This is a genomic window from Flavobacterium aquiphilum (assembly GCF_027111335.1).
GTDB lineage: Bacteria > Bacteroidota > Bacteroidia > Flavobacteriales > Flavobacteriaceae > Flavobacterium > Flavobacterium aquiphilum.
On sequence record NZ_CP114288.1, the window covers coordinates 4161981 to 4185245 of the forward strand.

14 protein-coding genes are annotated in these 23265 nt (G+C 36.2%); 9 read left to right on the plus strand and 5 right to left on the minus strand.

The window, feature by feature from the left end:
• Positions 1-18 precede the first annotated feature (18 nt).
• Both OZP12_RS16820 and OZP12_RS16825 read right to left on the minus strand, forming a co-directional pair.
• Positions 19-3237: a SusC/RagA family TonB-linked outer membrane protein gene (locus tag OZP12_RS16820; RefSeq protein ID WP_281226226.1), complete on the minus strand. Its 3219-nt coding sequence runs from the start codon at positions 3235-3237 to the stop codon at positions 19-21.
• 663 nt (positions 3238-3900) lie between these two features.
• The gene (locus OZP12_RS16825) at positions 3901-4926 is read right to left on the minus strand and encodes a LacI family DNA-binding transcriptional regulator (protein ID WP_281226227.1); all 1026 of its coding nucleotides are present in this window, start codon (positions 4924-4926) and stop codon (positions 3901-3903) included.
• A 435-nt stretch (positions 4927-5361) separates the two neighbouring features.
• Here OZP12_RS16825 and OZP12_RS16830 point away from each other — a divergent pair, with 435 nt between their 5' ends.
• From OZP12_RS16830 to fbp, 9 genes are all read left to right on the plus strand, one after another.
• Positions 5362-6675: a glycoside hydrolase family 28 protein gene (locus OZP12_RS16830; protein WP_281226230.1), complete on the plus strand. Its 1314-nt coding sequence runs from the start codon at positions 5362-5364 to the stop codon at positions 6673-6675.
• 121 nt (positions 6676-6796) lie between these two features.
• Positions 6797-7732, plus strand: a complete 936-nt coding sequence (locus tag OZP12_RS16835) for an alpha/beta hydrolase (protein ID WP_281226231.1) — start codon at positions 6797-6799, stop codon at positions 7730-7732.
• A gap of 61 nt (positions 7733-7793) precedes the next feature.
• A complete protein-coding gene (locus tag OZP12_RS16840; protein ID WP_281226232.1) occupies positions 7794-9008 on the plus strand; it encodes a glycoside hydrolase family 88/105 protein in 1215 nt (404 codons plus the stop codon).
• 28 nt (positions 9009-9036) lie between these two features.
• Positions 9037-10257, plus strand: a complete 1221-nt coding sequence (locus OZP12_RS16845) for a glycoside hydrolase family 88/105 protein (protein WP_281226235.1) — start codon at positions 9037-9039, stop codon at positions 10255-10257.
• Between the two features lie 17 nt (positions 10258-10274).
• Entirely contained in the window at positions 10275-11906 is a 1632-nt protein-coding gene (locus OZP12_RS16850) for a glycoside hydrolase family 43 protein (protein WP_281226236.1), read from the plus strand.
• A gap of 12 nt (positions 11907-11918) precedes the next feature.
• Complete coding sequence (gene pelA / locus OZP12_RS16855) at positions 11919-13961, plus strand: pectate lyase (RefSeq protein WP_281226237.1); 2043 nt, start codon at positions 11919-11921, stop codon at positions 13959-13961.
• An 11-nt stretch (positions 13962-13972) separates the two neighbouring features.
• Complete coding sequence (locus OZP12_RS16860) at positions 13973-15322, plus strand: glycoside hydrolase family 28 protein (protein WP_281226238.1); 1350 nt, start codon at positions 13973-13975, stop codon at positions 15320-15322.
• 20 nt (positions 15323-15342) lie between these two features.
• Entirely contained in the window at positions 15343-16080 is a 738-nt protein-coding gene (locus OZP12_RS16865) for a rhamnogalacturonan acetylesterase (protein ID WP_281226239.1), read from the plus strand.
• A 33-nt stretch (positions 16081-16113) separates the two neighbouring features.
• Positions 16114-17133: a class 1 fructose-bisphosphatase gene (fbp, locus tag OZP12_RS16870; protein ID WP_281226240.1), complete on the plus strand. Its 1020-nt coding sequence runs from the start codon at positions 16114-16116 to the stop codon at positions 17131-17133.
• 280 nt (positions 17134-17413) lie between these two features.
• On the opposite strand, the gene OZP12_RS16875 is transcribed toward fbp, so the two are convergent.
• The 3 genes from OZP12_RS16875 to OZP12_RS16885 are packed head-to-tail and all read right to left on the minus strand — an operon-like array spanning position 17414 to position 23153.
• Positions 17414-20140: a DNA gyrase/topoisomerase IV subunit A gene (locus OZP12_RS16875; protein ID WP_281226241.1), complete on the minus strand. Its 2727-nt coding sequence runs from the start codon at positions 20138-20140 to the stop codon at positions 17414-17416.
• 23 nt (positions 20141-20163) lie between these two features.
• On the minus strand, positions 20164-21267 hold the full coding sequence (locus tag OZP12_RS16880) for a PDDEXK nuclease domain-containing protein (RefSeq protein ID WP_281226242.1): 1104 nt from the start codon (positions 21265-21267) through the stop codon (positions 20164-20166).
• Between the two features lie 14 nt (positions 21268-21281).
• Positions 21282-23153 (minus strand): DNA topoisomerase IV subunit B, encoded by a 1872-nt coding sequence (locus OZP12_RS16885; protein ID WP_281226243.1) that lies wholly within the window; start codon positions 23151-23153, stop codon positions 21282-21284.
• Between the last annotated feature and the right edge of the window lie 112 nt (positions 23154-23265).

Consider the following 23265-nt stretch of genomic DNA (forward strand, 5'->3'; position numbering starts at 1 on the left):
ATGAGATACTAATTTTACTTAAAAAGAAAGGTTTACACCAAAGATGATTTGTCTGCTACGTGGGTAAGCAGAATAATCTACCCCCGGAGTCAACGCAGTTTGTCTTCTTGTAGAAACCTCTGGATCTGGACCTGAGTAATTTGTTATACAAAATACATTAGTCATAGTAGTATAGAATCTCAATTTATTCATACCGAATCTTTTAAAGATAGCCTCTGGGGTGTTGTACCCCAATGTGAAGGTATTTAATCTTAAGAAAGAACCATCTTCAACAGCCCAATCACTGAATACGTAACGGTCCATTACAGGAGACCACATAGTTGTGTTTTGGTTCATTGCAGCTAAAGTAGTAGGATCAGTTACCAATGTACCAGAAACAGGATCTAGATTTGTCCATCTCTTACCGTCAGCCATTTCAGATGTTAAATTTCTGTATTGTCCACTTGGCGAACTTGCAGTTGTAGTAAACTCAATTTTGTTTGCATTATAAATATCATTTCCATAGCTCCAGTTAAACGCAGCCATAATATCAAAGTTCTTGAAAGTTCCGTTAATCACCATACCTCCAGTGTTTTTAGGATTTGCATTACCAATAACCGTGATATCATTTGCATTCACAACACCGTCACCGTTAACATCTACCAATTTCATTGAACCAGGAACTGGGGTTCCTACAACAGTTGAATTACTAGGAACTCCTGCTTTCAAAGTATAAGCTCCATTTGCATAATCAAAATCTGAAACTTCATATCTGCCAGCATTTTTGTATCCCATCATTATACCGATAGGCTGTCCAACATTTACCGCATAATCATTGCCTATTGAAGTTGATGCCCAACCACTTGGTTGCCCGAAGTTATCCATTACCCCAAGTGAATTGATTTTGTTTTTGTTGAATCCAATATTGAAACTAAAATTCAAACTAGCATCTTGTTGTTGAATAGCCGCCCAATTTACAGTAAACTCAACTCCTGTATTTTGCGTTTCACCCATATTTCTGTATTGAACATCATAACCTGTTCCAGGAACCGGGAAACGTGTTAATAGATCACTAGTAACATTTTTATAAAAATCTACAGTACCACTTAGCCTGTTTTTGAACAAGCTATAGTCAATTCCAAGGTCATTAGTTGTTGTAGTTTCCCATTTCAAATCTGGGTTAGCCATTGTTTTTGAAGCTGCCCAGAAATTATTAACACCATTAATCCAACTTGTAGCAGATGAATTAAAAGTTTGTGCCGTTTGTCCTGTTGGAATATTGTTATTACCAGCTGTTCCGTAACTCAATCTCACTTTAAGAGAATTGATCCATGATACATCTTTCATGAAGCTTTCCTCAGAAATTTTCCATGCACCTGCAATAGATGGGAAATACCCCCAAACGTTATCACCCAAAAATTTACTGGAACCATCGGCACGGAACGTAGCTGCCAATAAATAACGGTTTTTAAAATCATAATTAGCACGTGCAAAGAAAGACAACAGTTTATCATCCGGTGCATAATAATTATCAACTGACTGAGGAATTCCTTGACTAGTCAAATTCTTAGTATCTGCAAAACTGAACAATTTTGGAAAACCTTGTATAGTTGAAGTTACAATATTACTCTTATAGTTAATCATCTCCTCTCCTAAAAGAAGTTTCAAACTATGATCTCCTTTAATATAATTTTTGAAGTCGTAATTTAACGTATTGGCATTTCTAAAACGTTTATCTTTTTCATCACTCATAACCAATGATGGCAAACCTTGCAATGTAGCTGCTGGTACGTTTTTAGCATAATAAGTTGAACGTCCATAGAAACGGAAATCCATGTTGTCATAAGTGTCTAAACCAAAATCAGATTTAAACTGAAGATTATCGATAATTTTCCATCCAAAACTTCCTACCATATTGAAGTTAGTTTTGTTTTGTGTACGATCATTATCGGCTATAGCCAGAAAAGGATTCGTAAGGTAAGTAGAAAGTGCTTCGTCTGTATCATCAGTTGTTAATCCTGGCAATGGGATTGGAGAATATCCAACAACGTGTTTCAAACGTGAATCTGCAGATGAAACCTCTTTTTGTTCATTAGCACCCGATCCATTAATTGTCGCATTCGCATAGCGCACAATAAATCCAAGGTCAACTTTATCACTTACCTTATTTTGCAAATTAAGTGACAAGTTATCTCTTTTGAAATTAGAGCCTTCCATAATGGTTTTCTCATCATAGTGAGTATAATTAAAGTTATAACTCATCGCCTCGTTTCCTCCACGAATTCCAACATCATGATTTTGTACCTGACCTAAATTACCATAAACCTGTTTTTGCCAGTTGTCTCCTTTTACACCTTTATACAAATCATAGTCTTGCCATTTCCCAAAGTATTTCTCATACGAAGGCAAATCCTTTTTTATCAAAGCATACTCATACTGCCACTTTACAAAATCCTCTGGCTCAAGAACCTGAATAGGTTTTGCCAATGTCTTATTTCCGTAGAAACCATTATAGGTAACAGCAATTTTATTATTTTTTCCTTTAATAGTAGTTATGATAATTACACCATTTGCACCTCTTGATCCATAAATAGCAGTTGAAGAAGCATCTTTCAAGATTGACATACTCTCAATTTGAGAAGATGGCACATCATTGATACTGTTTACAGGAAATCCATCAACAATAACCAAAGGCGAGGCATCTTGTGTTAATGACCCTCCACCACGGATTCTGATTTTAATCTCTGCATCAGGAGAACCTTCTGTCGAAGTTACTTGCACACCGGCAACGCGACCTGTCAAAGCTTCCGCAACGCTTGCTGTTGGAACTTTTTTCAAATCTGCTCCACTAATTGCAGCAACGGATCCAGTCAAATCAGACTTTTTAGATGTTCCGTAACCAACTACAACAATTTCATTAAGTTTGTTAGTAGAACTTTGAAGCGAAACTTCTACAGTTTTTTTCCCTCCGACACTAACATTTTTGGCTTCGAACCCAACATAGCTAAATGACAAAACAGAATTATCATTTGTTACTTTTATCGAAAATTTTCCATCAAAATCAGTACTCGCAGAATTTTTAGTTCCTTTCTCGAGAATATTCACACCTGGTAAAGGTAATCCTGTTTCATCTTTGACGATACCACTAACAGTCTTACCGTTTTGGGCACTTATCAGATTACTCGTCAATAAGCCCATCAAAAGCATAATGACAAAACTGATTTTCTTGCCATTTTTTAATACACATTTAATACTCATAGTATAACATTTTTGGTTAATTTGGTTTGGTTTTTATTTATTCTAATTTTTTTAGGGTTACATTTTTTTCATTTTAAATAAAAAATAGTGGGGATTAAATTATTATTGATTTACACTTAATACTCTATACAATATTCCTTTTTAGATTCTCTGAAACTTAAATCTTACAGTCTTCTTAGTAAACTTTTACTTTAGAAATGCTCACTTCAGCAAAAAATATTCTATCTCAATCTTATCAACTTTCTCACAAATCTCACATACAAAACACATTTGCTGTTAAGAATATCATAAAATTGTAATCGATTACACAAACGTAGAAATTAATTTTGATTAAAAAAAATAAAAACTGCCAAAAAAATAAAATACGATAAAAAAAATACAGATTATTTACACATACCGCATAAATGATGAATATTTTTTCTGATAATTTTAAAACAAAAATCAAAAAAATATCAAATCCACCCTTTATTAATCAAAAAAACACATCAAGCACACAATAAAATCTTAACATTTATTAACATTTAAGCTCAAAATACATAAATAAGGCAATCGATAACATTAGTTAATTCACACTTAAAACACATATTCCTTTTTGATATTTTTGCATAAAAAAACTGCCGGAAACGATTCCGGCAGTTTTAAACATGAGTTCTAAATAAATTATTACTTGATTCTCGTAGAAGATTTACGAATATGCAATTCAGGTGTAAGCACCACTTTCTTCTCAATTTTCACATTATCAGTATTATTTATTTGTTCAAGAAAAACTTTTGCAGCCATCTTACCCATCTCTAACGGAGATTGATCAACCGAAGATATAGACAACTCCATAAACTGGGTAAATGGCTCATTACCAAACCCAAAAACACAGAATTCTTCAGGAACTTTAATCCCTCTTTCCTTTAATTCCTGAATGGCTCCTAAAGCTGCAAAATCACTCGAAGAAAAAATCCCATCGGGAGGAGTCTCCAAGCTCAACAATCTATCAACAGCTTGTCTTCCTGCATCTACACTACTTCTAGCTCTAAAAACATAATCGTTATTTAGCTCCAAGCCATTATCCAATAACGCCTTTTCATAACCATTTTTTCTGTTTGCATATATTTCTAACGACTGATCCCCAGTTAAATGCGCAATTCGTTTACACCCTTGTTCAATCAAATTCTTTGTTGCCAAATATCCGCCTTCAAAGTCATTGATAGTCACTGAGCTCACACCGTCCATATTTTTCTTTCTATCAAAAAATACCAAAGGAACATTTTTGCGCACCACATTCTTTATAATATATTCATTCTCTTTCGACAAATTAGTGATTGACATCAAAATCCCATCTACTTGCGCATTCAACAAAGTAGTAATGTTCTCGACCTGCCTATTTTCATCCTCATGAGTTTGACAAATAATAATATGGTATCCCTCAGGATGCAATTCCTCCTCAATCCCCCGAATTGCCGAGGCAAAAAAATTACTGTCAATACGTGGAACTATAACTCCAACATTATTACTTTTTCCGCTTCTAAGAGATTGAGCAAGTCTATTTTGCTTATAATTCATTTTGGCAGCTGTCTCCAGTACTAGCTTACGGGTAACTTCGCTAATTTTAGGGTTGTTATTCAAGGCTCTCGATACAGTAGCTGCAGTGATATCCAGCTTTTTGGCTATATCGTAGATGGTGGTTTTTTGATCCATTATATGGAATTTATGATAAAATAATTTGAGCGTAAAATTAAATAAAAAAAATAAAAAAAAAATTATATGTTATCGATTGCATCAAAAACATTTACCGTCATGAAACGCTTAAAAAGAACATTTTACTCAACGATAAATATTCATCGAAAATAGCATTTTATTTTAAATATCTAAAAAATAACAGCATTTTATTTTATTTCTGTCTTTTTTAAAGCTCTTTCATTTTTTTATATTAAAATTATATGTAGGTTTGTGTAATCGATTACAAGAGTGTGCGTTAATTTTAGTAAGAAAAAAAATATGAAAAGACAAATCAACCTTCAGATAACCTTAAAAAACAAGAAAAAAATTATTTTTACGTTTATTGGTATACTTTTTATAACATCGTTCCTTTTTTCTCAAACCAATCAGCAAACAAAAAAGGCATGGGACAACATGCAAACAATTCTCAATGAAACAAAAGTCCCAACTTTTCAAAACAAAACGTTTAATATTCTAAACTTTGGTGCAAAAGCGGACGGACAGACAGACAATACTGACGCCATAAAAAAAGCTATTCACGAATGTTCAATAAGCGGTGGTGGTACTATATTGATCCCGAAAGGAAAATACAACTCACGAGCAATTCACCTTGAAGACAATGTAAACCTTCATTTAGAAGAAGGTTCCGAAATACTTTTCAGCACCAACCCAAAAGATTACTACCCTTTGGTTCACACTTCATTCGAAGGCACTGAATACATGAATTATTCTCCCTTAGTATATGCTTACAAGAAGAAAAACGTCGCTGTAACAGGCAAAGGAACTTTAAACGGACAAGCAAACAACGAAAACTGGTGGTCCTGGTGTGGCAGTGAACATTATGGTTGGAAAAAAGGAATGCCTTCACAATCTGATCCACTCAACCGACAGGCTTTGGTTGATATGGCTGAAAACAATATTCCTGTTGAAAAAAGAATTTTCGGCGACGGACATTACCTGAGACCCAATTTTATCGAATTTTTTGAATGTAACAATGTTCTTGTAAAAGACATAACTATAGTCAATACTCCATTTTGGGTTATTCATCCAATGAAAACAACAAATATGATTGTTGACGGAGTAAAAATTAATAGCCACGGTCCAAATAATGATGGCTGTGACCCAGAATATTCTAAAAATATTATTATTAAAAACTGTACTTTCAATACCGGCGATGACTGCATCGCCATAAAATCAGGTCGTGATGCTGATGGCCGAAGAGTTGCTATGAAAAGCGAAAATATCATAGTTCAAAATTGCACAATGTTCGACGGACACGGAGGAGTAACCATTGGAAGCGAAATTTCGGGTGGAGTTAGCAATGTGTACGTTGAAAACTGCATAATGAACAGTCCAAACCTTGATATCGCCATCCGATTGAAAACCAATTCAAAAAGAGGTGCATTAATTGAAAATTTCTATGTGAGAAACATTGAAATTGGCCAAGTTAAAGAAGCCGTACTAAAAGCTGATATGTTTTACAATGTACATGGTAACCAAAACGGCGATTTTATTCCACGAATTGAGAATATTTATTTGGAAAACGTAAAAGTGAAAAACGGAGGAAAATATGCCATTTCGGCCAAAGGATACAAAGAATCACCCGTCAAAAATATAACTTTCAAAAATGTTGTTATCGAAAAAGTAGAACTTCCTTATTTAATTGAAAACGTTGAAAATCTAAACCTAATTGATACCTATATCAATGGAACCTTGGTGAAAAAATAATTTTCAAAACACACTATACCAATGACTTAACTAAAAAACACTATTTTTAAGGTAATAAACTGGGTATTAACAAGTCCATCAAATCTCTTTAAAAACAATCGAATAAAACCTCAATAATAAAATGAGAAAAATAGCACTACTATTAATTTTGATTTCGACAGCTATTCAAGCTCAGACTTCGTTTGTTATTGACACAACTTACACCCCAAAAAGTGTTTACAATAAGGAAAAGAAAACGTACCCGTTCATTAGCATTGTACAGCCCAGGCAGTATTCTAACATTAAAGAGAAAAAAGAGATACTATATTCAGAAATAAGTGGTCGAAAATTACGTTTAGACGCTTATTTTTGTAGTAACAACACTCAAAATCCTGCAATCGTGATACTACACGGCGGAGGGTGGAAATCAGGAAACAAGTCGCAAATGGAAATCTTTGCTCAAGAGGTGGCTTCAAAAGGTTTTTCATGCTTCACGATAGAATACCGATTGTCACAGGAAGCAAAATATCCTACAGCCATTTTTGATGTAAAAAAAGCAATTCGTTACATTAAAATCAATGCTGCCCAATTTAATGTTAATCCATCCAAAATAGCTGTTTTAGGCTGTTCATCGGGAGGACAAATGGCAGCTCTAATAGGCACAACAAACAACAACAGCCATTTTGAAGAAAAAGAAAAAAACAACAAAACATCATCTGCTGTCCAAGCAATTATAGATATTGATGGCATACTAGCCTTTAAGCACCCCGAATCCAAAGAAGGTGAAATAGCGGGTTTATGGTTAGGTGGTAGTTATGAAGAGAAACCAGAAATTTGGAAAGAAGCATCAGCCTTAACCCACACCGACAAACACACACCTCCTACCCTATTCATAAATAGCAGCAAGGAGCGATTTCATGCGGGAAGGGATGATATGATTGCTATTTTAAACAAATATAAAATATATAATGAAGTCAAAACAATTGAAAATTCACCTCATTCTTTCTGGTTCCTAAATCCTTGGTTTGATGAAACAGTAACTTACACCACTCAATTTTTAAATAAAGTTTTCAAATAATGATTTGCCAAATATAGTTAGATATAAATTAGAGTTACTCAACAAAAAAACTATAAATCAAATGAAACATAATTTTCAAAACCTATTTATCTGTTTAGGGTTGTTGATTTTCGTCAACCTAAGAGTTTCGGGGCAAAATCCAGTTGAGACAAAGAATTCTATCGTGATTCCGTCCTCTTTAAAATGGTCTGAAAGAATGGCTCTTTCCATAATGAAAAGACATCCTGAAGCTTGGCAAATCGATAATCATCCGGAACCAAAATGGGATTATAAAATTGGAATGATTTTAACCGGTTATGAAAAGTTATACAACAAAACCAAAGATCCTAAATATTTCGATTATATAAAAGGTTATGCCGACAAATTCATTGATGAGGCAGGTACAATCAAAAATTTTGACCCCTCAAACCACAGCCTCGACAATATAAATGCAGGAAAAATTCTTTTCGGGCTATATAATAAAACAAAAGAGGAAAAGTATCTTACTGCATTAAAAACTTTAAGAAAAAACTTTGACGATTATCCAAGAACGCAATCGGGAGGCTTTTGGCACAAAAAAATCTATCCAAACCAAATGTGGCTTGACGGTTTATACATGGGTGAACCTTTTTACGCCCGTTATACTTCCGAATTTGAAAAAGGTGAAAAATTAAACGATGTAGCCCATCAATTTGAATTATTGCATGACCATGCATTTGACAAAAAAACCGGTTTATATTTTCACGCCTGGGATGAAAGTAAACAAATGCCATGGGCTAACAAAGAAACCGGGACTGCACCTCATGTTTGGTTAAGAGCTCTTGGATGGTACGCAATGGCATTGGTTGATGCATTGGATTATTTCCCAAAAAACCATCCAAAACAAAAAGAATTGGTACAATATTTAAACGAACTGGCAACTGTTGTTAGCAAATACCAAGATCCATCCGGCTTATGGTATCAAGTTCCCGATTTACCAAACAAAAAAGGAAATTATTGGGAAGCTTCGGGTTCTTCTATGTTAGTTTACGCTTTCGCAAAAGGGGTGCACAAAGGTTATTTACCTGTCAAATTTCAGAAGGTTGCCAATAAAGGTTTCAATGGTTTGACAGGCAAACTTATAAAAGTGGACAAATACGGCGAAATCCATATTACTCAAGTATGCGCAAGCGCCGGATTGGGCGGAAATCCATATCGAGACGGCTCCTTTGAATATTATATCAATGAAAAAATCACAACCGACAATTCACATGGACTAGGAGCTTTTCTTTTAGCTGCAATAGAATTAAACAAGTAGAAAATTATAAAACATAAAACACAACATCATGTCAAACAGCAAACAATCCTTTTTTAAAGCAACAATGCTTTTTCTTTCATTTGCACTTCTAAGCTGTAAAACTATCGCTCAAGAACCCGCAAAAAGTGCTGAAATTAAAATTTCATCAAATATGAAATGGTCGGATAAAATGGCCTTGACTTTGATGAAACGCCATCCGGAATCTTATATGATTGACGATGCCAAAAATCCAAAATGGGACTATGTTCATGGCTTGGTTTTACATTCAATTGAAGAATTAAACAAAAAGAATCCTGACCCAAGATATGCTGCTTACATAAAAGCTTACGCAGATGTTTTGGTACAAAATGATGGTACAATCAAAACTTACGAATTAGACAACTACAATATTGATATGGTTGTGGCTGGACGCTTATTGTTTGATCTATATAAAACAACAAAAGATAACCGCTACTTAACTGCGCTGCAAACGCTCAAAAAACAACTTGAAGGTCAACCAAGAACCAACAGCGGTGGATTTTGGCACAAAAAAATATATCCAAACCAAATGTGGCTGGATGGTTTGTACATGGGAGAGCCTTTCTATGCTCAATACACTGTCACTTTTGAAAACGGAAAAAACTTGGACGACGTAGCCAAACAATTTGAACAAATTCAGTTGCACGCCACAGACCCAAAAACAGGACTATTGTATCACGGTTGGGACGAAAGCAAAAAAATGCCTTGGGCTAACAAAGAAACTGGAAATTCACCAAATTTCTGGTCAAGAGCTTTAGGATGGTATGTAATGGCACTTGTTGACGTATTGGATTATTTCCCAAAAGATCATCCAAAACAAAAAGAATTAGTAGGCTATTTAAACAATGCTTGCGAAAGTCTTGCCAAATTCCAAGACAAATCTGGTTTGTGGTACCAAGTAACTGATAAAGGTGGTGAAAAAGGAAACTATTTGGAAGCTTCTGGATCTTCGATGTTTGCTTACGCTTTCGCAAAAGGAGCGAATAAAGGTTATTTACCTGCAAAATTTAAAAAATTGGCCAATAATGCTTTTGATGGTTTGACTAAGCAATTAATAAAAGTTGATGCCGACGGAACAATAACATTGACTCAAGCTTGTCAAGTAGCCGGTCTAGGAGGAACTCCATACAGAGATGGTTCCTATGAATATTATGTAAACGAAAAGAAAAAAGACAATGATCCAAAAGCTACTGGTCCTTTCATCTTGGCAGCATTAGAATTGAACAGATAAAAATAATATTCATTCAAATGAAATTTTCAAAAATAACAACTCTTTTTTTACTGTGCTTTGCCTTTCAAATAGTTTCGGCTCAGGAAAAGAATGAAAAACAATATTCACAAGTTTGGGTAGCCGACAATGGCGACGGAACTTATAAAAACCCAATCCTCTGCGCCGATTATTCCGATCCGGATGCGATTCGGGTTGGGGATGATTATTACATGACGGCTTCGTCTTTCAATTGCATTCCGGGCTTGCCCCTTTTACATTCAAAAGATTTGGTTAACTGGAAATTGATTGGCTATGCCCTTTCCAAACAAAAACCATTGGATATTTACAACAAAGTACAACACGGAAATGGAGTTTGGGCACCATGCATTCGATACCACAACAACGAATTTTATATTTATTACCCTGACCCGGATTTTGGAATCTATGTTGTTAAATCAAAAAAAATAGAAGGCCCTTGGTCTGAACCCGTAATGGTAAAAGAAGGAAAAGGATTGATCGATCCTACTCCTCTTTGGGATGAAAACGGCAAAACTTATTTGGCCTTTGCCTTTGCCGGAAGCCGAGCCGGAATAAAAAGTGCTTTAGCGGTTTGTACTATGAACTCTGAAGGTACCGCAGCAAATAATGATGATGTCATGGTTCTTGACGGTCACCCAGACGAACCAACCGTTGAAGGTCCTAAATTTTACAAACGAAACGGTTATTACTACATATTTGCACCTTCGGGAGGTGTAGCTACGGGCTGGCAAATTGTTATGAGGTCTAAAAACGTTTTTGGGCCTTACGAAAAAAGAAAAGTAATGGATCAAGGAAAATCTACCATTAATGGACCTCATCAAGGTGCTTGGGTACAAACACAAACAGGCGAAGATTGGTTTCTTCATTTTCAGGATCAATTTGCGTATGGGAGAGTCGTTCACCTTCAGCCAATGAAATGGGAAAACGACTGGCCGGTTATTGGCTCTGACCAAGACAAAAACGGAATTGGAGAACCGGTTATGACTTATAAAAAACCAAATGTTGGCAAAAAAGTATTCCCTATCCAAACACCTCCTGAAAGTGACGAATTCAACACTCCAAAACTAGGATTACAATGGCAATGGCATGCAAATCCGCAGATTGTTTGGGGACTACCAACAGCTATGGGATATTATAGTTTGAATTGTATTCCTGTTCCAAAAGATGCTACAAGCTTATTTGATGTACCAAATTTATTGTTGCAAAAATTTCCTGCCAATGAGTTTACCGCTACAACAAAACTAACCTTCAATTCGAGATTTGACGGTGAATATACAGGATTGGTAATCATGGGATTGGATTACAGTTTTTTATGCCTTAAACAAGAAGGAGGAAAACTATTTCTTTCGCAAAAAACAGCCAAAAATGTAGACAAAAAAGGTATTGAAACCCAAGGAAAAGCAGTTCCTGTTTCAAACAAAACCATTTACTTACAGGCGAAAGTAAAACCCGGAGGAATCTGTGATTTTTTCTATAGCGAAGACGGACAAAATTTCAATCCTATAGGTGAAAGTTTCAAAGCCAGAGAAGGCAAATGGATTGGCGCTAAAATAGGTTTTGTAGCGCTTCGTGAAGGTGTCATCAATGATGCCGGAAATGCCGCTATCGACTGGTTCAGAATAACAAAATAAACATTTGAAAAAATGAAGAAAATAAAAATAGTAATAGTTCTTGCGGTTCTAATTGGATTAAATACTTGTTTGTATTCGCAAATTAGCAACCAAAAATGGCCATCGATAATAAATGACAAAGAACCCTCTTGGTTTGCAACCAATGAAGCCAAAGAAGTCGCCGAAAATGTATTGCTGTATCAACGCAATATTGGAGGTTGGCCAAAGAACATCCAGATGCAAAATCCTTTGACACCTGCCGAAAAGCAAAAATTAATTGCCCTTAAAGCGGACACAAAGGAAGTAACCACCGATAATGGCGCCACTTGTCAGGAAATGTTATTTCTGTCCAAAATGTATGCACAGGTTCCTGATGAAAGGTACAAAAACGCTTTTTTGGCAGGTGTAGATTATTTGCTGAAAGCGCAATATGAAAACGGTGGATGGCCACAATTTTACCCGTTGAAAAAAGGATATTACACACACATTACGTACAATGATAATTCAATGGCAAATATCATGAATGTGCTAAAAGAGGTAGCCGAAAAAACAGATTATTACAGTATAAAAGCTCCTGATGCTACTGCTGAAAAAGCTCAAAAAGCTTTCAACAAAGGAATTGACTGTATCTTAAAAACCCAATACAAACAAAACGGTGTTCTAACCGCTTGGTGCGCACAACATGATGAAGTTACTTTACTTCCTGCCAATGCAAGAGCTTTTGAACTGGCTTCTTTGAGCGGTCAGGAATCGGCAAAATTGGTATTGCTTTTAATGTCTGTAAAAAATCCTTCTCCGGAAATCATTACTGCGGTTAACAGTGCTGTTGCATGGTTCGAAAAAACAAAAATTACTGATCTTAGAGAAGAGCGTGTCCCAGTTCCCAACAGTAAAATTATGGAAAAGGTAATGGTTAAAGATCCAAATGCTTCTCCACTTTGGGCGCGTTTTATGGAATTAAGCGACAATACTCCTTTCTTCTGCGACCGTGATGGAATAAAAAAAGCGACTCTAGCCGAAATTGGACAAGAGCGCAGAGTTGGTTACAGTTGGTACACCAATCAGCCAAAAGAAGTTTTAAAAAAGTACGAAAACTGGAAAAAAAAAATTGAAGGTGAAACTGTAGCTCCTCCAAAAAAAAAATCTGAAGTCACTTTAAAAGATGAATTCAATATTGTGGTGGATCAAAAAGGAAACGGCGATTTCAAAACCATTCAAGAAGCAATCAATGCCTCAAAAGCATATCCTGCCCAAAGAATAAGTATTTTAATAAAAAACGGAACTTATTATGAAAAAGTAAAAGTTCACGCCTGGAATACCCGAATTTCATTCATTGGCGAAAGCCGCGAAAATACAATCATAACTTTTGATGATTATTTCGGTAAAATAAATCTGGGGCGAAACAGCACTTTTTACACTGCAACTCTTTCAATTGATGGGAATGATTTTTTTGCCAAAAATCTCACCATTAAAAATACTTCGGGGCCAGTAGGACAAGCTGTCACAGTAAATGTTAGTGCCAACAGGGTGCAATTTAGCAACTGTTCATTCGAAGGTAATCAGGATACGCTTTATACTGCGGGAGAAGGGAATAAAAATTATTTCAAAGATTGTTATATAGAAGGTACTACTGATTTTATTTTTGGTGATGCTACTGTCCTATTCGAAAACTGTAACATTCACAGCAAAAGCGATTCGTATGCCACCGCGGCATCGACTCAGAACGAAATTCCTTATGGCTATGTGTTCAAAAACTGTAAGCTTACCGCTGACGAAAAAGTAACCAAAGCCTATCTTGGACGACCTTGGAGACCTTACGCTAAAACCGTTTTCCTGAATTGTGAAATCGGAAAACACATACTTCCTGAAGGTTGGAGTGCTTGGTCAAAATCGGAGGCTGCAACAAACTGTTTTTATGCCGAATACAAATGCTCAGGCGAAGGTTATCAACCAAAAAACAGAGTCTCTTGGTCACATCAATTAAAAGATTCGGAAGCCAAAAATTATTCGATCGAAAATATATTAGATTCAGACATTCCCGTTGGAACCAAAAAATGGTATTTGAGAACTAACTAAAACTAAAATCAATGAAATATAAAATCGTCTTTATATTCCTTTTTTCGTTAAGCTGTTTTGCACAAAATAATACATTCCCATCCGATAGTGTCAATGCGATTGTTAAACGAATTCAGTTGCCCGTAATTCCATCATTCAAAATTGAAGTGACTAAGCTTGGCGCAAAAGGAGATTCTATCAGCAATGCCAAACCTGCTTTTGATAAAGCAATGAATCTTTGCAAAAAGAACAACGGAGGAACCATTATTGTTCCAAAAGGAGTTTATACCCTCAATGGGCCAATCAACTTTGTGAGCAATGTAAAATTGCATCTCGAAGACGGAGCAAAAATCCGTTTTGGTTCCAATTCAAAAGACTATCCACTTGTTTTAACCAGTTGGGAAGGAACAATGCTTTACAATTACAGTCCAATGATTTACGGTAACAATGTTGAAAACGTTGCCATAACCGGAAACGGAATTATCGATGGTGAGGGCAAAAACACTTGGATTGAATGGAAAGCCCATGAAAAGAAAGACCAAATGTTAAGCCGCGAAATGAATCATAAAAACACGCCTGTCAAAGAACGTGTTTTTGGTGAAGGCCATTATTTGAGACCCCAACTGATTCAGTTTATCAATTCGAAAAAGATTCTTTTTGAAAATGTTCAAATAGAAGATTCTCCCTTTTGGTGCATTCATTTACTTAAAAGCAAAAGCATAACATTGCGCGGATTAAAATACAATGCCCATAACTACAACAATGACGGTATTGATCCTGAATATTCCAGCGATATTTTGATTGAAAATATCAAATTTGATAATGCCGATGATAATGTCGCCATCAAATCTGGTAGAGATGATGAAGGGCGCAGCAATTCGACCACGCCTTCTGAAAATATTGTTATCAGAAATTGCGAATTCAAAGGCTTGCATGCTATTGTGATTGGTAGCGAAATGTCAGCAGGTGTTCGAAATGTATATGTTGAAAACAGTAAATTCCGTGGATATTTAAAAAGAGGAATCTTCATAAAAACAAATTCGGATCGAGGCGGTTCTATCAAAAATCTTTATTTCAACAACCTTGCTTTTGGAAAAGTAGAAGACTGCATTTATATAACAGCCAACTACCACGGAGAAGGCAGCGGATTATATCCTTCTCAAATATCAAATGTTTCTTTTTCCAATATTTCTTGTAATGAAGTAACCAATACCGGAATCGTAATTGAAGGTTATCCAAATAAAAAAGTGGAAAACATCAAACTGGACAACATAAATATCCTTTCGGCAAAAAACGGAATGACAGTTACCAATTCTGAAAAAGTATCCATAAACGAGATAACAATCGGTGAAAAAGCCACAACACCATCATCCGCCAAATAATAATTTTAACACTAAAAAAAATGAAATATTTCATACTGATTCTAAGCTTACTATCGATTAATTGCTTTGGGCAACAAAAGAAAACGATCTACTCAATTGGCGATTCCACAATGGCCAATAAACCAACCGAAAATGGAAATCCTGAACGAGGCTGGGGACAAATGCTTCCTGAATTCTTTACTGATAATATAGTAATAGACAACCGTGCCATGAATGGAAGAAGTACCAAAAGTTTTATCAACGAAAAGCGTTGGGAAGCTGTCTATAAAGCTCTAAAGCCAGGTGATTATGTTTTTATTCAATTTGGACATAATGACCAAAAAGACAAAGATTCCACACGTTACACAAACCCGCATACTGCATATCGTCATAATTTGATTCGTTTTGTGGAAGAAAGCAGAGCAAAAGGCGCCATTCCAATTTTATTATCTTCAATTGCGAGACGAAATTTTAATGAAAAAGGAGTCCTGATTGACACTCATGGAGACTATCCTCTTGAAACCAGATTGGTAGCACAGGAATACAAAGTACCGTTCATCGACTTACAATATTACAGCGAATTATTGGAGCAATCATACGGGCCAGAAAAATCAAAAGAATTACACTTACACTATAAACCGGGAGAATTAGCCATATATCCTGAAGGTAAGGCTGATGACACTCACCTTTCTCCAAAAGGCGCAACAGCCATCGCAAAAATTGTTGTCGATGAATTAAAAAAAACCAATCTTGACATAGTTAAGTATATAAAAAAATAGCATAAATTAAACCAACTACAAAACAACTACAACATGCAGGACAACAACAAAACATTAGGAGAATTCATTATTGAAAATCAGAAAGATTTTCCCTATTCATCGGGGGAATTATCCCGAATTTTCAATTCGATAAAATTAGCGGCCAAAGTAGTTAGCTACAAAGTAAATAAGGCCGGATTAGTAGATATCATCGGTGGTGTTGGCGAAAAAAATGTTCAGGGAGAAGATCAGCAAAAGCTGGATGTATATGCTAACGAAGTTTTTATTCAAACCCTTATAAACAGGGAAATTGTATGCGGAATCGCTTCTGAGGAAAACGACGATTTTATAACAGTCGAAGGAAGTGACAACAGTCACAACAATAAATATGTCCTCTTAATGGATCCATTGGACGGTTCTTCAAATATCGATGTGAATGCATCGGTTGGAACTATTTTTTCGGTTTACAGAAGAATAACCCCAGTAGGAACTCCTGTTACTTTAGAGGATTTTTTACAGCCGGGAATCAATCAAGTTGCTGCCGGATACGTAATTTACGGAACCTCAACGATGCTCGTTTACACTACGGGTTGTGGCGTAAACGGGTTCACGCTCAATCCCGCCATCGGTACTTTCTACCTGTCTCACCCAAAAATGCAAGTCCCTGTTGACGGCTCGATTTATTCCGTAAACGAAGGGAATTATATTCATTTTCCACAAGGCGTAAAAGATTATATCAAATATTGCCAAATGGAAGAAGAAGACAGACCTTATACTTCAAGATATATTGGCAGTTTGGCTTCGGATATCCACAGAAACCTCATAAAAGGAGGTGTTTATTTGTACCCTACCAGTTCCAAAGCAGTAAAAGGAAAACTTAGACTTCTATACGAATGTAATCCGATGGCTTTTATAGTTGAGCAGGCCGGAGGAAAAGCTTCTGATGGAGTTAACAGGATATTGGAAATTACACCAACTGAATTACACGAAAGGTCTGCCTTTTTTTGCGGAAGCATCAATATGGTCAACAAAATTGAAGATTGCATGCTGCAAGCCAAGTTGAGTAAATATTAATCAAAACTCGATATTTATTTTTTGGAGCAGAAGCATAAGGTATTTTTTGGAAACATGGTTCCCGCTTTCCGTTTCAATCTCTTGTGTCTCGTCTTTAAGGACGAGACACAAGAGGATTTTCGCTGCACACGAGCAAAGCGAACTGACGAAGTAATCGGGGCTAAAAAAGTAACAAATGGTTTTCTTGCAAGCATTCCAAAAAAAGAAAAACCATTAAGAAATTAAGGTTCATTTAGTCTTAATGATTCTTAATCTTAATGGTTTATTATTTCAAAAAACTTTAATCCAAACTCAAAGTAATCTGACCGTCATCTTCTAGTTGGATTTCACCTTCTTCAATTTCAGTATTACCCTCTACTTCGAGTTCTTCCGGAATAACTTCTTCCGGCTCTTCATAAGGCAATGGTTCCAAGAGATTAACTTGTTTCAGTTTATCAGTCGTTAATTGGTTACCGAGTGCTTTAAAACCTTTTACGGCAATAAAAGACTCAATGTCAACAGTCATATTTTCTTTCTGAACTCCTTTTACCTTATTAAAAACCAATTCGGCTACAGGACGATAATCAGTAGCTACAATTTCCAGTCTCGAATTAGAATGTTCCGTGATAAAACATTCTTCCTTATTTTCGGTCTCTATCAAGAAACGTTTGATATAATAACGCTCTTTTTCACCATCATAATAAATGGCTGAAATTGGCTTTTTAGGAATCCATTTTTCCAAGACTATCATATCTTCATCAAAGTGAGTCGTTAATTCTGGCGTAATCACCTTTGATTTTCCAGCTTGCGAAATCACCAAGATTTTATCGCTTGGTCTAAATTCTCCCAACAACTCTCCTCTTGCATCTACATTCAGCCTTTGCACCGTATCATCAAACCAAATTTTTCTTGGTAAAAGCGTTGAAATACCTTTTTCTTTCAATTCGATTTTCTTGATTGGATATTTAGTTACCAAATTACCTTTGGATGCACGACCTTTAATCGCCAAAGAAGCAAAATCAATATCGAATTTCAATTTTTTGATACTTCCGATCTGACGTAATAAAATAGTGATTACCTCAGCTTCCCCATTTGGATTACATGAAAAATAGAGTGTTTGCGAACCATTTGTCTCATTGGTCAAATCATAGGTTTTGTCTCTCGTAACCCCCGAAACATTAAATCGTTTAATATAAGATGGACCGGATTTTCCATCTCGGTATATCATATTGTAAATGGTGCGTTTGTCGCTCTTGTCGAATACTGCGACATGTATAATATCTTTCCCCACAAAGGTTTTTGAATCCACTTTGGTAACCATCATTTTACCGTCTCGCAGAAAGACAATTACATCATCAATATCAGAACAATCCGTAACATACTCGTCTTTTTTCAAACTGGTTCCCACGAAACCTTCTTCCCTGTTTACGTACAATTTTGTATTTCTTAAAACTACTTTTGTGGCTTCGATATTATCAAAACTACGCAACTCAGTTTGGCGTTCACGTCCTTTACCGTATTTCTCCTTTAATTTCGTAAAATAAGCAATTGCAAAATCAGTAAGATGTTCCAAATTGTATTCCACTTCCTTCATTTCGTCTTCTAGTTTCGTGATAAGCTCATCAGCTTTATCTGAGTCGAAACGGGTAATACGAATCATCGGAATTTGAGTCAATCGGTGTAAATCATCATCATTTATTTCTCTCACAAATGATTTTTTGAAAGGCTCAAATCGGTCATACAAATACTTATAAAGCGATTCCCTGTCCCCATACAATTTGAAGTCAATGTACATTTCTTCACGAATAAAGATTTTCTCCAAAGTAGAAAAATGCCATTTATTTCGTAACTCCTCTAAATGAATTTCGAGTTCTTGTTTAAGCAAATCAACCGTTCTGTGAGTTGAAATTTTCAACATTTCGGAAACACCGATAAACAATGGTTTGTTATCCTCAATTACGCATCCCAAAGGCGCAACAGAAGTTTCGCAGGCCGTAAACGCAAACAAAGCATCGATGGTTTTATCCGGTGAAACGCCTGGGAAAAGATGAATCAAAATTTCAACATCGGCAGCGGTGTTGTCCTCGATTTTCTTGATTTTGATTTTACCTTTATCATTGGCTTTCAAAATACTGTCAATCAAACTCGATGTATTGGTCGAAAACGGAATTTGCGTAATCACCAAAGTATTTTTGTCCAATTGCGAAATTTTAGCACGCACACGTACACGTCCGCCTCGCATCCCATCATTATAATTGGAAACATCGGCAATACCAGCCGTCATAAAATCAGGGTAAAGCGTAAACGATTTTCCCTTTAATATTTTAATTGAAGCGTCAATTAATTCGTTGAAATTATGTGGCAAAACTTTAGTCGATAAACCAACGGCGATACCTTCTGCTCCCTGAGCCAAAAGCAACGGAAACTTTACCGGAAGATTAATTGGCTCTGCTTTTCTACCGTCATATGATACTCCCCAATCTGTGATTTTTGGCGAATACAAAACCTCCAAAGCAAATTTTGACAAACGCGCCTCAATATAACGGGGTGCTGCAGCACCATCACCTGTTAAAATATTTCCCCAGTTTCCCTGACAATCAATAAGTAATTCCTTTTGGCCAATTTGCACCATCGCATCACCAATACTCGCATCCCCATGTGGGTGATACTGCATGGTGTGTCCTACCACATTGGCAACTTTATTGTAACGACCATCATCCAACTCTTTCAGCGAATGCATAATACGACGCTGAACCGGTTTAAATCCGTCTTCGATAGCAGGAACCGCACGCTCCAGAATTACATACGACGCATAGTCAAGAAACCAGTCTTTGTACATTCCGGTAACTTTGGTAATGACATCCTCTCCTTCTTCTTCCTGATTTTCGTAAAAATGCTGCCCCTCAAAATGTTTGGCATCTACGTTAATAATTTCGTCATCTCCTTCTTGATTTTCATCAATAGGGTTTTCATCAAAATTATCCTCGCCGTCGTTTGGAATTATGTTATCGTCTTCTTCGTCTTTCATTTAATTATATTCAAATTATAATTTTATTTACTTTCAAGAAGTTCTTTTAAAGCTTCAACACTTGGTAAAACGGTCTTGTATTTACTTGCAAAAATCTGTTCGTTGTTTTCGGGCAAAGTATATTTTACCACTGCTTCACTCTTATTTTGGCAAAGTACAATTCCAATCGTTTTGTTCTCATCCTCCAAGCGCATTTCCCTGTCATAATAATTGACATACATCTGCATTTGACCCAAATCCTGATGCTTCAACTCTCCTATTTTTAGGTCAATCAGAACAAAACTTTTTAAAATTCGGTTGTAAAAAACCAAATCAATTCTGAAATGTTTATCCTCAAACGTAATTCTTTGCTGTCTCCCGACAAAAGTAAAACCATGTCCCAATTCCAATAAGAAATGTTCCAGTTTATTGATAATTTCTTCCTCTAATTGACTTTCCGAATACTGATGTAATTCAGGCAATCCCAAAAATTCCAAAATATAGGGATCTTTGATAATGTCTTTAGGTTTTTCGATAATTTGCCCTTGTTCCGAAAGTTTCAAAATTCCTTCTTTATCTCTACTCAAAGCCAATCTCGCATAAAGTGCCGAGTCGTATTGGCGCTTCAATTCCCGAACACTCCAATTGTGCTTTTCGGATTCTATTTCGTAAAAACGCCTTTCTTTTTCATCGTCAATCCTAATTAAGAAAATATAGTGGGTCCAAGTCAAATTGAAAAACGAAATCAATGATTTCGAAATTGATTCCTCAGAAAACGAAATCACTGATTTCGTTTTTTCATTTTCAAATTCCGCAGTCAATGTCTGCGGAATTTGAATTTTAGAATTCGTCATCGGTGATGACGAAATTGAATATGTTAAATAAAATTTCCTTATAAATTCTAAATTTCTAATAGAAAACCCTTTCCCAAACTCCTTCGTTAAATCTCTTGAAAGTCCTTTCAGAAGCTGTTTACCATATTCGGCTCTGTCTTTTCCATTTTGTTCTTCTTCAACAATGATTCTTCCTATTTCAAAATAGGTATATACCATTGTTGAATTTACGGTACGCAAAACCTGTTGTCGGGCATTTTGCAATAACTCGGCAACTTGTTGGAAAACAACTTTATTTTTAAGACCGTCTGACACTATACTCTTAAATTTTAAACTTCCTCCTCTACAACATCCAATTCTACCTTCAGATTCTTGATAATAAAATCCTGTCTGTCTGGTGTGTTTTTACCCATATAGAACGACAGCAACTGCTCTATCGAAGTGTTCTTGTCCATCATTACCGGATCAAGACGGATGGTGTCTCCAATGAAATTCTTGAACTCATCTGGTGAAATTTCTCCTAAACCTTTAAATCGGGTGATTTCCGGTTTTGGCTTTAGCTTCTCTATAGCCTCTTTTCTTTCCTCTTCAGAATAACAGTAAATGGTTTCTTTTTTATTACGAACCCTGAAAAGTGGTGTTTGCAGAATATACAAATGCCCTTCCTTGATCAATTCGGGAAAAAACTGAAGGAAAAAAGTAATCAACAACAATCGAATGTGCATTCCATCAACATCGGCATCGGTGGCGATCACAATGTTGTTGTAACGCAGTTTTTCCAATCCATCCTCAATATCCAGAGCGGCCTGCAACAAATTGAACTCTTCGTTTTCATATACAATCTTTTTACTCATCCCGTAGGAATTCAAAGGCTTACCACGCAAACTGAAAACCGCCTGTGTATTCACGTCACGAGATTTGGTGATCGACCCGGAAGCCGAATCCCCCTCGGTAATAAAAAGCGTGCTTTCCAAGTTTCTTGGATTTTTGGTGTCCGGAAGATGCGCACGGCAATCCCTTAATTTCTTATTGTGAAGATTGGCTTTTTTGGCTCTGTCTGTCGCCAATTTTCTGATTCCGGACAATTCTTTTCTTTCGCGTTCAGCCTGCAAAATTTTGCGCAATAATGCTTCAGCTGTCGGCGGATTTTTATGTAAATAATTATCTAATTTGGTTTTGATAAAATCATTTACGAAAGTACGCACTGAAACCGGCGGTGTTCCGTCATCAGAACCCATATCGGTAGAACCCAATTTGGTTTTCGTCTGAGATTCAAAAACCGGTTCCATCACCTTGATGCTAATGGCACTCACTATCGATTTTCTAACATCAGAAGCTTCAAAATTTTTGTTGTAAAACTCCCGAATCGTTTTCACAAGCGCTTCTCTGTAAGCCGCCAAGTGCGTCCCTCCTTGCGTCGTATTCTGACCATTGACAAAAGAGTGGTATTCCTCGCTGTATTGGGTTTTACTGTGTGTTAAAGCAATCTCGATATCATTGTCTTTCAAATGGATGATTGGATATTCTAAATCTTCTTCGTTGATGGTTTCTTCCAATAAATCACGAAGACCATTTTCCGAATAATATTTTTCTCCATTGAAAATAATCGTCAAACCATTGTTTAGATAACAATAATTTTTGACCATCTTAATTACATATTCTAAACGGAATTTATAGTTTTTGAAAATGCTTTCATCTGGTGTAAAAGTTACTTTTGTCCCTTTTCGTTTTGTGGTTTCGACAATGTCTTCTTCGGTAACTAAATTCCCAGCCGAAAACTCAGCAACTTTTTGCTTTTCATCACGTACCGATTCTACTCGAAAATAATTTGAAAGCGCATTAACGGCTTTTGTCCCGACACCGTTCAAACCTACCGATTTTTGGAAAGCTTTGGTATCATACTTTCCTCCGGTATTCATTTTGGAAACTACATCTACTACTTTCCCCAATGGAATTCCACGGCCGTAATCGCGAACCGAAACCGTTTTGTCTTTGATGGCTACCTCAATAGTTTTCCCCGAGCCCATAACGAATTCATCGATACAGTTGTCGAGAACCTCTTTTAAAAGAATGTAAATACCGTCATCCGGCGAAGACCCGTCTCCGAGTTTCCCTATGTACATCCCAGGTCGCATACGGATATGCTCTTTCCAATCGAGAGAACGGATATTATCTTCGGTGTATTGATTTTGATCTGACATTTTGGGATTTTAACGAATTTGTGCTAATGTAGTGTAATTCGGCAAATTTTAAAAGAGGAAAGCACCAAAGTTATCAAGAATGATATTGACAGGAAAAGAAGATAGAAATTAG

What these genes read in the sequence shown, in the direction of transcription:
- OZP12_RS16850 (WP_281226236.1), top strand. Translation starts at nt 10,275, where the DNA reads ATGAAATTTTCAAAAATAACAACTCTTTTTTTACTGTGCTTTGCCTTT.
- OZP12_RS16885 (WP_281226243.1), bottom strand. Translation starts at nt 23,153, where the DNA reads ATGTCAGATCAAAATCAATACACCGAAGATAATATCCGTTCTCTCGAT.
- OZP12_RS16830 (WP_281226230.1), top strand. Translation starts at nt 5,362, where the DNA reads ATGCAAACAATTCTCAATGAAACAAAAGTCCCAACTTTTCAAAACAAA.
- fbp (WP_281226240.1), top strand. Translation starts at nt 16,114, where the DNA reads ATGCAGGACAACAACAAAACATTAGGAGAATTCATTATTGAAAATCAG.
- OZP12_RS16845 (WP_281226235.1), top strand. Translation starts at nt 9,037, where the DNA reads ATGTCAAACAGCAAACAATCCTTTTTTAAAGCAACAATGCTTTTTCTT.
- OZP12_RS16835 (WP_281226231.1), top strand. Translation starts at nt 6,797, where the DNA reads ATGAGAAAAATAGCACTACTATTAATTTTGATTTCGACAGCTATTCAA.
- OZP12_RS16860 (WP_281226238.1), top strand. Translation starts at nt 13,973, where the DNA reads ATGAAATATAAAATCGTCTTTATATTCCTTTTTTCGTTAAGCTGTTTT.
- OZP12_RS16840 (WP_281226232.1), top strand. Translation starts at nt 7,794, where the DNA reads ATGAAACATAATTTTCAAAACCTATTTATCTGTTTAGGGTTGTTGATT.
- OZP12_RS16875 (WP_281226241.1), bottom strand. Translation starts at nt 20,140, where the DNA reads ATGAAAGACGAAGAAGACGATAACATAATTCCAAACGACGGCGAGGAT.
- OZP12_RS16820 (WP_281226226.1), bottom strand. Translation starts at nt 3,237, where the DNA reads ATGAGTATTAAATGTGTATTAAAAAATGGCAAGAAAATCAGTTTTGTC.
- OZP12_RS16865 (WP_281226239.1), top strand. Translation starts at nt 15,343, where the DNA reads ATGAAATATTTCATACTGATTCTAAGCTTACTATCGATTAATTGCTTT.
- OZP12_RS16825 (WP_281226227.1), bottom strand. Translation starts at nt 4,926, where the DNA reads ATGGATCAAAAAACCACCATCTACGATATAGCCAAAAAGCTGGATATC.
- pelA (WP_281226237.1), top strand. Translation starts at nt 11,919, where the DNA reads ATGAAGAAAATAAAAATAGTAATAGTTCTTGCGGTTCTAATTGGATTA.